The organism is Comamonas odontotermitis, assembly GCF_040396735.1.
In the GTDB taxonomy this organism is placed as follows: Bacteria; Pseudomonadota; Gammaproteobacteria; order Burkholderiales; family Burkholderiaceae_C; genus Comamonas; species Comamonas odontotermitis_C.
On the sequence record NZ_JBEBNZ010000047.1, the window covers coordinates 1 to 15,290 of the forward strand.

At 64.7% G+C, this 15,290-nt stretch carries 15 protein-coding genes and 1 pseudogene; 3 read left to right on the forward strand and 13 right to left on the reverse strand.

What is annotated here, in order from left to right:
- Positions 1 to 19: 19 nt before the first annotated feature.
- A pseudogene (locus tag ACH2DG_RS20130) lies at positions 20 to 607 on the reverse strand (formate dehydrogenase); the annotation flags it as partial.
- Positions 608 to 887: 280 nt separating this feature from the next.
- On the opposite strand from ACH2DG_RS20130, the gene ACH2DG_RS20135 reads away from it, so the two are divergent.
- Complete coding sequence (locus ACH2DG_RS20135) at positions 888 to 1,436, forward strand: C40 family peptidase (protein ID WP_395028344.1); 549 nt, start codon at positions 888 to 890, stop codon at positions 1,434 to 1,436.
- On the opposite strand, the gene ACH2DG_RS20140 is transcribed toward ACH2DG_RS20135, so the two are convergent.
- The 10 genes from ACH2DG_RS20140 to ACH2DG_RS20185 form a co-directional block, all read right to left on the reverse strand.
- Positions 1,433 to 1,972 carry a DUF6314 family protein gene (locus tag ACH2DG_RS20140; protein ID WP_395028321.1) on the reverse strand — a complete coding sequence of 180 codons (540 nt, stop codon included), beginning with the start codon at positions 1,970 to 1,972 and terminating at the stop codon, positions 1,433 to 1,435. The two genes, ACH2DG_RS20135 and ACH2DG_RS20140, sit on opposite strands and share 4 nt — an antisense overlap.
- Positions 1,959 to 2,624 (reverse strand): DUF1266 domain-containing protein, encoded by a 666-nt coding sequence (locus tag ACH2DG_RS20145; protein WP_395028322.1) that lies wholly within the window; start codon positions 2,622 to 2,624, stop codon positions 1,959 to 1,961. The genes ACH2DG_RS20140 and ACH2DG_RS20145 overlap by 14 nt, the downstream gene beginning before the upstream one ends.
- Positions 2,621 to 3,754, reverse strand: coding sequence for a hypothetical protein (locus tag ACH2DG_RS20150; protein ID WP_395028323.1), 1,134 nt, complete (start codon positions 3,752 to 3,754; stop codon positions 2,621 to 2,623). The genes ACH2DG_RS20145 and ACH2DG_RS20150 overlap by 4 nt, the downstream gene beginning before the upstream one ends.
- Before the next feature lie 4 nt (positions 3,755 to 3,758).
- Complete coding sequence (locus tag ACH2DG_RS20155; protein WP_395028325.1) at positions 3,759 to 6,074, reverse strand: hypothetical protein; 2,316 nt, start codon at positions 6,072 to 6,074, stop codon at positions 3,759 to 3,761.
- A 177-nt stretch (positions 6,075 to 6,251) separates the two neighbouring features.
- A complete protein-coding gene (locus ACH2DG_RS20160; RefSeq protein ID WP_395028327.1) occupies positions 6,252 to 6,389 on the reverse strand; it encodes a hypothetical protein in 138 nt (45 codons plus the stop codon).
- Between the two features lie 16 nt (positions 6,390 to 6,405).
- Positions 6,406 to 7,734: a tRNA (N6-isopentenyl adenosine(37)-C2)-methylthiotransferase MiaB gene (gene miaB, locus ACH2DG_RS20165; RefSeq protein ID WP_395028329.1), complete on the reverse strand. Its 1,329-nt coding sequence runs from the start codon at positions 7,732 to 7,734 to the stop codon at positions 6,406 to 6,408.
- A 116-nt stretch (positions 7,735 to 7,850) separates the two neighbouring features.
- Entirely contained in the window at positions 7,851 to 8,288 is a 438-nt protein-coding gene (locus ACH2DG_RS20170) for a hypothetical protein (RefSeq protein ID WP_395028331.1), read from the reverse strand.
- 89 nt (positions 8,289 to 8,377) lie between these two features.
- On the reverse strand, positions 8,378 to 9,259 hold the full coding sequence (locus tag ACH2DG_RS20175; RefSeq protein ID WP_395028332.1) for a DMT family transporter: 882 nt from the start codon (positions 9,257 to 9,259) through the stop codon (positions 8,378 to 8,380).
- Positions 9,260 to 9,266: 7 nt separating this feature from the next.
- Positions 9,267 to 10,235, reverse strand: a complete 969-nt coding sequence (locus ACH2DG_RS20180) for a GNAT family N-acetyltransferase (protein WP_395028333.1) — start codon at positions 10,233 to 10,235, stop codon at positions 9,267 to 9,269.
- Positions 10,236 to 10,406: 171 nt separating this feature from the next.
- A complete protein-coding gene (locus tag ACH2DG_RS20185) occupies positions 10,407 to 11,255 on the reverse strand; it encodes a DODA-type extradiol aromatic ring-opening family dioxygenase (protein ID WP_395028335.1) in 849 nt (282 codons plus the stop codon).
- 88 nt (positions 11,256 to 11,343) lie between these two features.
- Between ACH2DG_RS20185 and ACH2DG_RS20190 the strand changes: the two genes are divergently transcribed.
- Positions 11,344 to 12,255 carry a LysR family transcriptional regulator gene (locus tag ACH2DG_RS20190; protein WP_395028337.1) on the forward strand — a complete coding sequence of 304 codons (912 nt, stop codon included), beginning with the start codon at positions 11,344 to 11,346 and terminating at the stop codon, positions 12,253 to 12,255.
- A gap of 5 nt (positions 12,256 to 12,260) precedes the next feature.
- Here the strand turns inward: ACH2DG_RS20190 and uraD are convergent, their stop codons facing one another.
- Positions 12,261 to 12,812, reverse strand: a complete 552-nt coding sequence (gene uraD, locus ACH2DG_RS20195; RefSeq protein WP_395028339.1) for a 2-oxo-4-hydroxy-4-carboxy-5-ureidoimidazoline decarboxylase — start codon at positions 12,810 to 12,812, stop codon at positions 12,261 to 12,263.
- Positions 12,813 to 12,880: 68 nt separating this feature from the next.
- Positions 12,881 to 13,813, reverse strand: a complete 933-nt coding sequence (locus tag ACH2DG_RS20200) for a LysR family transcriptional regulator (protein ID WP_395028340.1) — start codon at positions 13,811 to 13,813, stop codon at positions 12,881 to 12,883.
- A 130-nt stretch (positions 13,814 to 13,943) separates the two neighbouring features.
- On the opposite strand from ACH2DG_RS20200, the gene ACH2DG_RS20205 reads away from it, so the two are divergent.
- On the forward strand, positions 13,944 to 15,287 hold the full coding sequence (locus ACH2DG_RS20205; RefSeq protein ID WP_395028342.1) for an MFS transporter: 1,344 nt from the start codon (positions 13,944 to 13,946) through the stop codon (positions 15,285 to 15,287).
- Positions 15,288 to 15,290: the final 3 nt, after the last annotated feature.

Consider the following 15,290-nt stretch of genomic DNA (forward strand, 5'->3'; position numbering starts at 1 on the left):
CCACCGTCGGGCCGTGTCAGACACGGGCTTGGTTATCGAACGCCAACATGCCCCATGAGCGGGCCACTTTGTAGGTGATGTATCCGGCTTCGTTGCTGGCGGCCGATGCGGCCAGCATGCCGGTCGTTGTCCAGCGGTTCACCGTCAGACCGTCATCGGTCTTCTCCAGGAAGTTCGCGTCGCGGTCTTCCTTGATCAGCTTGGTGATGCGGGTCAGCGCCTCGTCCCACGACAGGCGCTTCCACTCGTTGGAGCCGGGCGCACGGTATTCGGGGTAGAGCAGGCGGTTGGGGCTCTTGACGATGTCGAGCAGCGATGCGCCCTTGGGGCACAGCGTGCCGCGGTTGACCGGATGGTCCGGATCACCTTCGACGTGCATGATCGACAGCTTGGCATTCTTGCCACCGTCGCCAAGGGAGTACATCAAAATACCGCAGCCGACAGAACAGTAGGTACACGTCTGGCGTGTCACCGTGCTGCCGACCAGTTTGTACTGGCGGACTTCGGCCAGGGCGGTGGCGGGCGAGAAGCCCATCACGGCCAGGCTTGATCCTGCCAGGGTAGAGCCAGTCACTTTCATGAACTGGCGCCTGGAGAATTGCACCATGGGTTGTCCTTTCAATGAAGGATGCTTGTTTTACTGGGATTGCAGGTCAAATTGTAGACCGCTACTACAAAAAAACTCCAATAGTCGGCCATTGCTTCATAGCTAGACAATTGACCAATTGGTAAAAATTTCATTTGATATGGGTTAATTGGATAAAAATCAATATGATTCACAAGCTTGCGAAAAACAGTGAATAATATGCTTCATGAATACGATGCACCTCGTCACTGCATTCCGCACTTTGAAACCAGAGGATGAACCCGCTCCTGCGTCCGCTGCGATGCGCCGGCGCATGCTCCTGCTCGGGGTGCCGGCGGCAGTGCTGCTGGCAGGTTGCGCCTCCAGGCCGGCATCCAATGGCTCGCAGGCGTCGGCAGATCCAATGCGCCGCAGGCCGGGGGGCGCTCCGGATGGTGGTGTGGTGCCCATCAACCTGGGCCTGAGCGGCGAGTTGCGCGACACCCTGTATGCGCGCGTGATGATGGTGGTCAATACGCCCTACACCTTTGGCGGCAACACCCCTGAGGGCGGTTTTGACTGCAGCGGCCTGATCCAGTATGCGATGGCCGGCATCACCACCCGCAAGTTGCCTCGCACCACATCGCAGTGGGCCGGGGTGAGCGCGCCGATTGACCGCAGCGATCTGCAACGCGGCGATTTCGTGTTCTTCAACACCCTGGGCGGGCGCTATTCGCACATGGGCATCTATGCGGGCGGCAACCAGTTCGTGCACGCGCCATCGAGCGGTGGCGTGGTTCGAACGGTCAGCTTGACCAACCCCTACTTTGCCAAGCGCTTTACCGAGGCCCGGACGGTGTTTGACGCCTAACGCTGCTTTGCGTCCGCATCGCAGTTATGCCATCGGCGGTAGCGCGTGTGCAGCAGGTAGTGCTTGTGCGGGCCTTCGATGCGGGTGTGCAGGTCGAAATGCGTATCGTCCAATAGTGCATAGCGGCCGTCGTAGCGATCCAGATTGCACAGGTGGGTCTGCATCGGCAGTAGCGCCTTTTGCTGCGGATCGTAGCGGTAATGCTGGTAGGGCTGCCCGGCCTGCAGGCCGTCTGCAAAATCAACCTGAAGGATGTCGCCATCCATCCGGTAGTCGAAACGCCGGGTGAAGGAAAGCGGTCGCTCCCCGGTCACCAGGCGCAGCTGTCCACTCTCCTGGTAGTGCAGCTGGTTGGTATCGCCCGGCTGAAACAGGGCCTCACCCTCGGCTTCCCCAATGGCGAGCGCATCCGGGCCCCGCATGGTGCGCGTGAAGCACCAGGGGCCGCTGAAATAGCGCAAGAGCGCCGCCTGCAGGTCTGCCGCTGCATCCGGCAAGCGCGGAGCGGCCACCTTCACAGTTTCAGCGCCAGGCATAGGCGCCCCATGGGTGGGCAGGGTCGAGCAGCCACTGGTGCAGCTCGTCGCTGCTCACCGCACGGCCCATGGCATCGGCCCGGCCCTTGGCCACCCATTGCGCACGGCCTTGTATATAGGCCTGGCCAAAATCCTGCCAGCTGGCAAAGCAGTCGCGGGCGCGGGCGGCGTTCAATTGCAAAAGCTGCCACTGCTGGTCGGCTGGCAACCAGCCCAGCATGGCGGCGGTGCGTACAAAAAAACTCATGCGTGCGCAGGCAAAGGCCATGGCGGCGCGCGGGTCGTCGCCGGGCTGCAATTTGTCGAGGTCAAAGCACCACCAGCGCGTGCGCAGCAGATCGGGCAGTTGCTGGCGCACGCTGGCATTGTCCAGGTCGGTGCGCAGGCCAAATTCGTGCAGCGCCATGGGGCGCAGCGATGCGGCCAGGCCATCGGTGGGCTCGGGCATGTCGCTGTCGGCAAAGCCGCCCTTGATGGCATGAAAGGCCATGGGGTGCGCCAGCGCCAGGGCCCAGTTGTGCTCCGGCGCCAACTGGTAGGTTTTTTGCAGGCTGCTGCTGCGTGGTGCGCTGCTGCCAAACTGGCGGCTGAAGGCCTGGATGCACTTCCACACCAGCCACACGGCCACGACCAGAATCGTGAGCTGGATCATGGCCTTGCCACCTTCGCTGCAGGCACCGGCTTGCCCGCCTGCTGCAAGGCATAGGCCAGTGCGGGGCTGATGGCATGGCCCGCCAGAACATTGCTGTCGCGCGCGGCGGCCAGCCATTGCACCAGGGGCGTGGGCTGGCGCAGGTGCTGCAGCAAGCCGGGCTGGCGCTGCCACAGTTGCAGCTGGTCGGATTCCTGCGTCAGCGCTTCGACCTCATGCCAGCGTGAAGCCACCCGTACCAGGCGCATGCCCAATGCATCGTCGGGCGTGTCGTCGCTGGTCGGCAGCTGGTTCAGAAAGCCGAGCACATCGGCGCGGTAGCGGTCGATGGGCGGGCGGTTCTGCTTGCCCTTGATCTGGTCGATGCGCAGGCGGCCATCATCCTGCACCCAGGCGCTGATGGTGATGCGCGGCTGCTGCAGGCCGGTGCGGTAGCTGAAGATGCGCATACGGCCCTGCTCGCAGCTTTCGGCGTAGTGTTCGCCATAGCCGCCCGTCAGGTGGCGGCGGTTGGCAAACTGGCCCAGGCAATGGCGCATCATCTGGCTCTCGTAGGCCATTTCTTCGCGCAAGGCAGCGCCTGTGGGCAGCAGTTCGACAAATTCTCCATTGCTGCCCTGCCACAGCGGAGTTACCGCTTGCGGGTTGTGGCTGCGCCAACCTGCCAGTTGCCGGGTTTCGAACGCACGGTGTTCCTGCTCCCAGCGCTCCAGGGCCTGGGGGCAGTTGATGCGCATGAGCTTGCCTTCCAGCGATGTGCCCACGCGCGACTGCAGAAATTCCAGCAACCGCGTCTCCAGCGCCAGGACAGCATCGCTCTCGGGGTTGATCCACCACAGCGCGGGTTCGGCACCATCCCTGTGGGTGGCGGCAGCGCGTGCCACCACGGCCATGGCCCAGGCGGGCGGGCCGTTGCGGTAGCGCTGCTGCAGGTCATCGGTGGTGTAGAGGGGCTGCACGGCAGGCGGCGGGGCCAGCAGGTTGCCCACCACGTAGCGGTAGAAGTGGTTCTGCAGCCAGGTGGCGATCTCCTGGCTGTCGCCGCGTTGCTGGCTGCGTTCGGTAATGCGTGCCTTGATCTCGGGCGCGTTCACCACATTGCGCGCCAGGTACGTTGCCTGGTGGCTCATGGCGTTACCAGAACTTCCACCAGGGCTTGCTGCTGGCTGCGGTGCTGCTGCCCGTGCCTTTGCCCAGCTTGGGCGCCAGCTCGGCAATGCTGTCCTCCAGGCGCTTGCGCTCGTCGGGGTGGCTGTCTTCGGAAAAGCGCTGCGCGTCCTGGTAGATCTGCATGGCTTCCTGCCGCGTTCCGGATGTCTGCATGGCATCGCCCGCCCGGCGCAGCAGGTAGGCGTTCTTGCGCTCGCGCAGTTCGGGCAGCAGGGCCTGCAGGCGTGGCAGCACCTCGGCGCCATGGGTGTCCGAGTAGTAATCGAGCTGGTTGAGCAGGCTGCTCAAGTAGTCGTGGCGGGACTCGCGCTGGTCGTCATCGTCCAGCGCGTTCCACCATTCGTCCAGGCGCTCCAGCCAGATGCTGTTTTCCACATTGCGGCTCTGCTGGTAGAGCGCATAAGCCACTTTGGGAAAGTAATCGGACGGGCTGTGCCGGCTGTAGCCATTCTCCCGGCTGTAGTGCCACAGTTGCTCGCCCGCTGCGATGATCTGGGGGTAGTTGTCGGTATCGATGTAGGTGGAGAGGATGCCGTTGTAATGCTCGGCAAACGGGCTGGTGGCAATGCCCTTGGCGTGCAGGGCCAGCGCAGCGTCGTAGTTTTCGTCGTTGTAGCGGTACTTGATGGCCAGGTTGTTGCACAGCATCGAGTAGTCGTGGATGTCGCCATCCTTGTAGCTGCCCTGGCCGGTGGCAAACCAGTGCTCAAAGCGCGCCTGACCGGCTTCGTAGTAATGCTTGGTCCAGCGCAGCAGCTCGTCATAGGGCCAGTCGTCGGGCAGGGCGTCGCCGGCAATGTTCAGGGCTTCCTTCAGCGGCCAGTCGTCGTCCATGCGCACGCCCATGGCGTAGTTCCAGCTGCCTGCGTCGGTGCGGATGTAGGGCGTTTTCAGCGCCGCCTGCAGGCCCATGCTGCGTGCGCGTGCGACGAACAGCCGGTATGTCAGCTCGCCATTGGCGTACTGGGGCAGCTCGCTCAGCGCTTCCAGCAGCGGCAGCGCTTCGGCATGGCGGTCGGCTTCGAACAGGTGGTTGCCTTGCAGCAGGCGCCAGAGTGGATGGTTGGGCGTTTGCTGCTGCACGATGGCCCCATAGTGCGCAAAGGCCTGCTCGGGCTCCATGCCTTCGGGCAGAAACTCCGCCAGCTCGGCCTCGCTGCTGGCGGCCATCAGGGTCAGGGCCCAGTAGGGGGCGCCCGCCGATTCGCCCAGGTGGGCGAGTGCTTGTCGGCAGCCCGCTTCGCGCGAGGTGCCACGGCTGTGCAGCGCGCTTTCGAACGCCATGTGCGCGGCCTCGGGCAGGCGGCCCGCCTGCACCAGCCACTCGATCAAGCTGGCGCTCATGGCGTCGTCGCTGTCCTGCACCAGCGCAAAGCGGCCTTCCAGGCCTTTGGCAATGGCGGCATCGAGCTGGCCCTGGCGGTACAGGCTGTGCGCATGCAGGCGCGCCAGCTGGGCCAGGGTGTCGCGTCGGGTGCCGGGTGAGGCATCGGCGGGCAGGCTTGCCAGCGTCCATTCGCTGTAGGAGGCCACGGTATCGGGCGCCAGGGAGATGATGTCATCGGCCAGGCGCAGCCAGTCGTTGGTGTCGATGTCCTGCCCGGCTCCAGGCTGCTGCAGCTTGGCGAAGGCGTAGTGGCCGAAATCGCGCGCCGATGTGGGGTTGCCTTTGGCCGCTTCGATGGCGCCCAGGCGGGTGGCGAGGACGGCGTCGTCCCAGGCGCGGTAGCTCGCGCGCTCGGCCTGCTGGCTTTTGTACTGGTGCTGTTTGCGGAAGATCTGCTCCTGCAGATCGAAAGCCTGGGCCTGCTGTGCATGGCGGGCGAGAAAACCCCAGGCGCGGTCGGGATCGCCCTGCGCACCCCATTGGTCCACGGCCTGCATGGCATGGTGCACCACACTGTGATACTGCTCACGCGGCAGTTCGCGAATGTCTTCGGCCGCATCGGCCTGCATCATGGCCATGGTGACGGCGGCGTCACGCTGGGCGGTGTGGCTGAGGTCGCCGAGCAGGCGCTCCTGGTGCTGCTGTACGGCGGCCAGGGCGCGTGCAGGCTGACCGCTCATCGACCACAGGCGGTAGATGCGTCGCAACTGGTCGAGGTCGTCGGGCTGCATGGCCTGCTGGCCCAGGCGCTCGCTGGCAGCCGTCTGGCGCGCAGGCCATTCAAGCGGCTGGGCTTCGTCGTCATCGCTGTCGAAAATGGTTTCCACATGGTCGAGATAGGCATCGAGCGCATCGCCGTGCAATGCGGTGGAAGGATCGGCAACGGAAGCCATGGTGCAAGCTCGCTTTCTGTGGTGTGTCTCTCTGTGCGAAGCCCACATGCTACCGACCCTGGCCCGGCTTCCGGCAGGGTAACCGCCAGGCGCCTGCTGGATTTGACGTGAAAGACGGTCGCGGTGCTTGTCTGCTGAGCGCTTGTAGCTATCAAAAGATGAGTATTCCTGCCTTCATTATTTGTAATAAATTGTTGATTCTTCTGTGCATGAGGCGATGGTCATCGAGCCACGAAGCCACCAGCCCGCTGCAAACGCGCCCATCCGAAGCAGCGCGGCAATAAAAAAGCCGCCTGTGCAGGCGGCTCGGGTCATGTTGTAGCGGAGCGCCTTACTGCGCAATCACCACTTCGCCGCGCAAGGTGTAGGCCATGGCTTCGGTGATCTTCACATCGACCATCTGGCCGATCAGGCGTTCCTGGCCGGGGAAGTTGACCACGCGGTTGCATTCGGTGCGGCCCATCAGCTCGCCGTTGTCGCGCTTGGATTTGCCTTCCACCAGGAGGCGCTGCACCGTGCCCAGGCGCTCTTCGCTGATTTCCTTGATGTTGTTGTTGATGACGGCCTGCAGCTCCTGCAGTCGGCGCAGCTTCACGTCGTAAGGCGTCTCGTCGGGCAGGTTGGCTGCAGGGGTGCCGGGGCGTGGGCTGAAGATGAAGCTGAAGCTGTTGTCAAAGCGCACGTCGTGGATGAGCTTCATCATCTTCTGGAAGTCTTCGTCCGTCTCGCCGGGGAAGCCCACGATGAAGTCGCTGCTCATGGCCAGATCGGGCCGGATGGCGCGCAGCTTGCGGATGGTGCTCTTGTATTCCATAGCGGTATAGCCGCGCTTCATCGCCATCAGGATCTTGTCCGAGCCGTGCTGCACGGGCAGGTGCAGGTGGCTGACCAGCTTGGGCAGCTTGGCATAGGCTTCGATCAGGCGCGGCGTGAATTCATTGGGGTGGCTTGTGGTGTAGCGGATGCGCTCGATACCAGGAATCTCCGACACGTATTCGAGCAGCAGCGCAAAGTCGGCGATCTCGGCCGTATCGCCCATCTTGCCCAGGTAGGCGTTCACGTTCTGGCCCAGCAGCGTGATTTCCTTCACACCCTGGTCGGCCAGGCCCGCCACCTCGACCAGCACGTCCTCGAAGGGGCGGCTGACTTCCTCGCCTCGCGTATAGGGCACCACGCAGTAGCTGCAGTACTTGGAGCAGCCTTCCATGATCGATACAAAAGCCGAGGCGCCTTCAACCCGGGCGGGCGGCAGGTGGTCGAACTTCTCGATCTCGGGGAAGGAGATGTCGACCTGCGGCTTGGCCTTGGCCTGGCGGGCGTTCAGAAGCTCGGGCAGGCGGTGCAGGGTCTGCGGGCCGAACACCACGTCCACATAGGGGGCGCGCTTGATGATCTCGTTGCCTTCCTGGCTGGCCACGCAGCCGCCCACGCCAATGAGCACGCCCTTTTCCTTGAGGTGCTTGACGCGGCCGAGATCGCTGAACACCTTCTCCTGCGCCTTCTCGCGCACCGAGCAGGTGTTGAACAGGATCAGGTCGGCCTGCTCCGGATCGTCGGTGGGTTCGTACCCCTGGGCGGCGCCCAGCACATCGGCCATCTTGTCCGAGTCGTACTCGTTCATCTGGCAGCCAAAGGTTTTGATGAAGACTTTTTTAGACATGGTGCAAATCCATAGCGCCACGGCCTCGGCAGGCGAGGCTATGGTCAAGGCAGCCATTGGCGCTTATCCAGAAAGCGCCAGCAGCTATGAAAAGAGTAGTTTTTACCGAGGCCTGTTTACCGGAACAGGCTGCTCCAGAAGCTGTTGTCGGCCCGGTCGCGCTTGAGCTGGGCTTCTGCGCCATTCAGGATCCAGGCAGCGTGCAGGCGGCCCGAGGCTTTTTCGATCACGTAGTTCACGTTCAGCTCCTGGCCCTGCACGGTGCCGGGGCGGATCGTGGCGTTTTGCGGGTTGTAGAGCTTGAATGCCGGAGCCAGCAGGAGCTGCTTGCCATCGACCGTGGCCTGGCTGGCGCTGCTCACCACCAGGGTGCCGCGCAGGGCTTGTGGAGGAAAGGCGCGGACCTGGCCTTGCACAGGGGCGAAGGTGGCGGTCTGGGCTTGAGCGGGCACGGCGGCCAGCAATCCCAGGCCCAGGGTGAGAGCCGTTGCCATGGCGACGGAGTGGCGGCGCAGGCGTGTCGTGTGTGGGGTTGGTGTTGTGCAGCGTTGCATGGTGTATATCCAGGGGCTGAAGGCCGCATTCTACAAAAGGGCATGGTGCCAGAGTCCGGCGCTGGGGCTTGGCGAGCGGGGCCCTTTGCTTATGGCCGGGCGCCCTTGGTGGTGGCGATCAGGCCTGCCATCACCAGGGCCATGGCCGCCAGCAGGGCAGGCGAGGGCATGCGCTGGTACAAAACCAACTCCAGCGCGGCGGCGGTGACGGGCCCCAGGGTCTGGAATGCAATCACAAGCGATGCATCGAGGCGGCCCAGTGCCCACAGCAGGCAAAAATAGCCCAGCCCGCTCGACAGGCCGATGAAGACCACGTGCCCCCACTGCACCACAGAAAACACCGGCACCAGGGGCTGGCCCTGCAGGGCGCAGTACAGCGCCAGAAACAACACCGCTGCGCCCATGGCAAGGCTGCTGGTGGGAAGCGCCGGATACCGCCGCATATAGGGGCCGTACAGAATGCTGGTGGCTGCCCCCACCAGCGTGGCTGCCAGCAGGGCCGCCATGCCAGAACCGTTCAGCGTGCCGTCGCTGCCAGCATGGCGCCCCGAGCCCATCAGCAAGACCGCCACCCCGCCCACGGCCAGCAGCACGCCAGCCAGCTTGCGGAGGCTGAAGGTTTCGCGTCCCGCGAGGGCCGCCAGGCACAGGGTGAACAGCGGCATGGTGGCAAACACCAGCGCGCAGGTCGATGGGGGCAGGCGTGCCAGCGCGTGGTTGAGCAAGAGGATCAGCACCGCAAACTGCGCCACGCCCAGCAAGGCGATGGCCAGCGCATCGCGGGCACGGTACCGGGGCCAGGCCGCCAGCAGGGCGGGGCCCGCCAGAATCGCCAGCCCAATGGCATAGCGCAGAAAGGCCAAGCTGGCAGGCGAGGCTGCGGGCGATACCGCGCTGGTGGACACCATGGCCGCGCCCACCAGCATGCCAGTGGTGGCTGCGGCCCACAGCGCGGGCTGCCGGGGACGCATGTGCTGCCTACGCGCCGTGCAGGCGGCGGGTGAACTGCTGCTCCACCACCTTGGAGCCCCATTGCTGGCCAGCCTCCTCATGCACCAGCGCAAAGCCAAAGGATTCGTAGAGCCTGCGCGCCGCATCCAGGCCCTGAAACGTCCATAGCTGTGTAGAGGCAAAGCCGCGCTGGTCGCAAAAGGCCATGGCCTGCGCCATCAGCTGGCGGCCCACGCCGCTGCCGCGGCAGCCGTCGTCGAGAATGAACCAGCGCAGGTGGGCCTGGTTGTCGCCCAGATCCTGGCCGTCAATGGCAACGGAGCCCACGATGCGGTCGTTCTGCACGGCAGTCCAGATCTGGTTGCCAGGCTCGGCCAGGCGCCCGGCAAATTCGGCAACACCGGTGGCGACCTTGCTTTCAAAGAACTGGCCAAAGCCCCAATGCCGGGCATAGAAGGCCGCATGCATCTCCGCCACGCGGCCGATCACGCCCGGCCGGTAGCCGCTGTGCACGGTGATGGCACTGGTGCCTGCCGTGGGCTGGCCTGCCTTGGCGCCCAGCCGGTGCGTCTGCAGTGCTCCGGCATAGGCCGACAGCCCCTGGGCAACGGCCTGCTGCTGCGATGGGTTGAGCTGCGCCATGGCAGAGCGCACCTGCATCTGGCCATAGGCGTGGATGTCGGCCACCGTGCGGCTGCCGTGTGCGGTCAGCAGCAATTGCTTGGCGCGTGCGTCATCGGTGCAGGGCTGCTCGTTCACCTCGCCGTTTTTTACGAGCTTGGCCACCATCCGGCTCACGCTGGACTTGTCCAGCCCCAGAAACTCCGCCAGTTGCGCCGCCGTGATGCTGCCGCGCGCTTCAATCTCCAGCAGGGCATGGACTGCCGATGCAGAATACTGGGTGGCCGCCAGTGTGCTGGCCATGAAGCCCAATTCCCGTACCATGCAGCGCGATGCTGCGCGGATGTCATTGACCAAGGTCGCGTCTGCTGTCATACGGATCTCCTGTAGATGGTTGCAATATACAACTTTTAGGTTGTATGTTGCAACTTTTTTGAAGGTCGATCACAGACAAGGATGGGCGAGGGCGGTTTTTGGAGGGACAGGGCGGGGGATGCCGCCTTGTCCGCCTTTCCATTCCGTCGGTGAGTCCCGACGCGCTGCTTTTTACGCGTCCAGACGATAGCTCGACACCGCCAACCCGCCCATGAAAGCGTCTTCATGGTACACGCGCACCGCCTGGTCGCCCTCGGCGGCGCCCACGGCCACCATCAGCGGCAGCAGATGTTCTTCGCGCGGATGAGCCAGCCGGGCCGCGGGGGCGGTTTCCCAGTCGATCAGGCGCTGCGTGCGCTCGGCCGGGGTGGCGTCGAGCATGGTGTCGGCCAGCCAGTCGTCAAAGGCTTTTGCTGGCGCATGCGCTTGCGGGCCAAAGGCGCGCAGGTTGTGGTACGAGAGGCCGCTGGCAATGATCAGCACGTCCTCATCGCGCAAGGCCGCCAGCGCGCGGCCCAGCGCCAGGTGCTCGGCGGGGTCGAGCCCGCGCCGCAGCGACAGCTGCACCACCGGCACATTCGCCTCCGGGTAGATGGCGCGCATGGGCGAGAACATGCCATGGTCGTAGCCACGCTCGGCGTCTGCCTCGACCGCAATGCCTGCCCGGGCGAGCAGCTCGGTGACACGTTGCGCCAGTGCGGGTGAGCCGGGCGAGCGGTAATGGATCTGGTAGGTTTCGGGCGGAAAGCCGCCGTAGTCGTAGATCATGCCGGGCTGCGGCGTGGCCTGCACGGTGAAGGTGGGCTCTTCCCAGTGGGCAGACACCATCAGCACGGCCTTGGGCGTGCGGCCGATCTGGCGCGGCATGTCGGCCAGCGACGTGGCGAGGTTGGCATAGGCCGGGGCCATCTGCGGCATCCAGGGCCAGGGGCCGCCGCCGTGCGAGATGAAGTACACGGGCAGCCGTTGGGGGTGCGCAGGGGCGGGAGAAACAGCGGGGGCAGTCACAATGGTGGTCATGGAAAAAACTCCTTGCCATGAATGTAGAGGTGCTTGTTCAGGAAACCAAGAGCCTAAAATGCATGGATCAATTTCTTGATAAGAAACCATGGACCAGCTCACCAGCATGCAAGTGTTTCGGCAGGTGGTGGACAGCGGCAGTTTTGCGCTGGCCGCGCAGCGGCTCGATATCTCGGCGCCCATGGCCAGCAAGCATGTGGCCCAGCTGGAAAAGCGCCTGGGTGCACGCCTGCTCAACCGCAGCAGCCGCCACCTGAGCCTGACTGAAGCCGGGCAGCGCTGGTATGCGCAAAGCAGCCAGGCGCTGGAAATGCTCGATGCGGCGGCGCAGGAGATCGGCCAGCACCACCAGGCGCCGCGCGGCCAGCTCAAGATCAGCGCGCCGGTGTGGTGTGCCACGCCCCGCATGGCCCAGATCCTGGCGAGCTACCGCGCCCGCTACCCCGAGGTGCTGGTGGACATTCACCTCGACAACCACAAGATCGATCTGGCCACCGCAGGCTACGACATGGCCCTGCGCGCCGCCACCGAGCCCGCGTCGCACCTGATTGCCCGCGCGCTGTGCGAGGTGCCCTTCTACTTGGTGGCGGCGCCCGCCTACCTGCAGCGCGCAGGCCATCCGCAGCAGCCCGCAGACCTGATGCGCCACGCCGCCGTAGTGCCCAGCTATGTGGCCACGGGCCCTCTGCAACTGAGCCAGGGCGGGCGCAGCGTGCCCCTGCACTTGCCCCCGGCGCTGCTGTCGGATGATTCCAACCTGAGCCTGCACGCCGTGCGCGCGGGCATGGGCATCGGCTTTCTGCCCGGCTGGCTGGTGGATGCGGAGGTGGCCCAGGGGCAACTGGTGCGCGTGCTGCCGCAATGGAGCGCGCTCACCGTGACCCTGTACGCGATCTACACCAGCCGCCGCTACCTGGCACCCAAGGTGCGCAGTTTCATCGACTGGCTCTCGCAGGAGCTTGCCGGCAGCGGCGAGAGTTCACCGCCCGGAAAGGGCTGATGGACTCACGCCGCCTGCAGGCTAGCCGTGCGCACGCGCTGCGCCAGCCGCAGGCGGCTGATGAAGCCGATCTGGCGCAGGGCTTCGGCAAATTCCTGCTCGGTATCGCGCTCGGTACGCGAGGCCAGCTCGGCAAAGAGGCCCATGCGTGTGTAGTGGCGCACGCAGGCGATGAATGGAAAGCCGTGGCGCGCGCGGTAGGTCTGGTTCAGTGTTGCCAGGCGCTCGCCCTGTTCCTTTTCCAGATCGCCAAGCCCGGCGCTTTGCTGCTCCTGCTGGGAGTCGCTGGTCAGCGTGCCGGAGCGCACCGCGCTGGCCGACAGCTCCGGGTGGCCGCAGAGAAAGCGCACCGCCTGCTCACGCGGGCTGGCATGCACGGCAGCCAGCATGGCGGCGTGCAGTGCGTCGATGTTCGCAAACGGACGCTGGCGCACAGCCGATTCCGCAACCCAGGGGGCATATTCGAACACTTCGCCAAGCGCGGCCACGAAGTCGCCATGCGCCATGGTGTTGAGTTCGTCGAGCGAAGGGGTAGGGTGGGTGGAGGTGGTAGTCATGGAGCCAGTGTAGAAAGCGCGTTTCCCGCCTCCCAGTCCTGGCTTGTTATAGCCCGTATAGCATCCGGCTACGCCCGCTCTGCCAAGGCCTGCGACGCCTGGCCCAGCAGGCCGCGCAGCCAGATATGGGAGGCATCGCGGTGCCGCGACGAATGCCACAGCTGGTAGAAGCGCATGGTGCGGTTGCCCACCGGCAGCGGCAGCATGGCCAGGGGCAGGCGTCTGGCGTGGTAGGCGGCGAAGTGGCGGCTGGTGGTCAGCAGCAGGTCGGTGCCCACCAGCAGATCCGGTGCCTGCGAGAAGTAGGTGCACTGCACGCGGCCGTCGCGGCTCACCCGCATGGTGCCCAGGCTCGATTCCACCACCCCGCGCTGGTCGGGCGAGTAGGGCGTAAACACCACGTGCGCCGCCTGCAGGTAGCGCTCTGCCGTCAGCTCGTCCGGCGCGGCCAGCGGGTGGCTGGCATCCATGAGGCAGACCACCTCGTCCTCGATCAGCGTGGAGATGTGCAGGTGCTCTGGTGGGCTGGGCCAGTTGCCGATGACGATGTCCACCTCGGCGTTCTGCAGGGCCTGCTCGTAGTCGAAGTTCTGCCCCAGCGGAAGTATGGCAAGCCGCGCCCCGGGCGCCTGGGCGCGCATGAGCTGGACGACGCGCGCCATGAAGGGCGGGGCCAGGTAGTCAGGGGCGGCAATGGTGAAACGCTGCTGCGTGGTCTCGGCGGCGAACTCCTTGCCCGAGGTGAGCAGCCCGTCGATCAGGCCCAGCGCGGCGCGCGCCTGATCGACCGCCTGCAGCGCCCGGGCCGTGGGCACCATGCGGTTTTTGTCACGCACCAGCAGCGGATCGTTGAAGATGGCCCGCAGGCGCCGCAGTGCGGCGCTGATGGCAGGCTGCGACTGGTTCAGCCGTATGGCGGCGCGCGACACACTCTTCTCGTGGATCAATGTGCATAGCACACGCAGCAGGTAGGTATCGAATGGATCTTCGCTGCGAGACACGTGTTTTCCCTATGAATATGCGTTTTGCTATGCGGCTCATAGCAGCTGGCTAGTTTCGCATATTGCCGCAAGCCGCGACCATGCAAGCGTTCGCAAACCCAACTACAAATTCCCGAGACAAGGACTTGCAATGAACGCTCAAAGTGTGCCCCTCAGTGGTGCGGCGACCTCCATCGACGAGGTCGACGCCACCTATTCCAAGATCTCCTGGCGGCTGTTGCCCTTTCTGGGTGTGCTGTGGGTGCTGGCCTGGCTGGACCGCGTCAACATCGGTTTTGCCAAGCTGCAGATGCTCGATGACCTGAAGTTCAGCGAAGCCGTCTACGGCCTGGGCGCAGGCATCTTCTTCATCGGCTACTTCCTGTTCGAGGTGCCCTCCAACATGCTGCTGCAGAAGATCGGCGCCAAGAAGACGGTGATGCGCATCACCATTGGCTGGGGCATCATCTGCATCCTGCAGGCCTGGGTGACGACGCCCACGCAGTTCTACATCCTGCGCTTTCTGCTGGGTGCCTTCGAGGCCGGCTTCTACCCCGGCGTCATCCTGTACCTGACCTACTGGTATCCATCGAAGCGCCGCGCCAAGGCTTTTGGCACCTTCATGTCGGCCTCGGCCATTGCCGGTGTGCTGGGCGGCCCGCTGGCGGGCGGCATCATGACCTGGACGGCTGGTGCCCATGGCATGCACGGGTGGCAGTGGCTGTTCATCATCGAAGGCATTCCTTCGGTGCTGGCTGGTGTCGTGGCCTATTTCTACATGACCGACCGCCCCGAGCAGGCCAAGTGGCTGACCGACGCGGACCGCGCCATCGTGCGCCAGCAGCTGGAAATCGACCAGAAGGCCCAGGGTGAGCGCGACAGCGACTGGCGCACCCTGTTCAGCAACCCCATGGTGTGGCTGCTGATTGCCGTGTTCTTCTGCCTGCTGTGCGCCAATTCCACGCTGACCTTCTGGATGCCGACCGTCATTCGCGAAGCGGGCTTCACCACCCCCATGCAGGTGGGCTGGATTGCAGGCGCCGCCTATCTGCTGGGCGCTGCGGGCATGGTGCTCAATGGCCGCCATTCGGACCAGCGCGGCGAGGTGCGCTGGCATTTTGCAGGCTCGGCCCTGCTGGGTGCTGCCGGCATGCTGGCGCTGGCCATTACCATGGGCATGGCCAGCATTCCAGTGGTGCTGGCGCTCACGGCCATGGTGCTGGCCCTCATCGGCACGATGAGCGCGATTCCCGTGTTCTGGCAGATGCCCAACATGCTGCTGAGCGGCGGCGCCGCTGCCGTGGGTGTGGCGCTGATCAATTCGGTCGCCAATCTGGCCGGCTTTGGCGCGCCCTACCTGATGGGCCTGATCAAGACATCCACCGGCAAGGTGGCGCCGGGCCTGTACCTGGTGGCGGTTGTGGAAGCGCTCGCTGCGGTGCTTGCCATTGCCTTCATTGCCCGCATGCAGCGCCGCAAGGGCCTGGGCCGCTGAGGC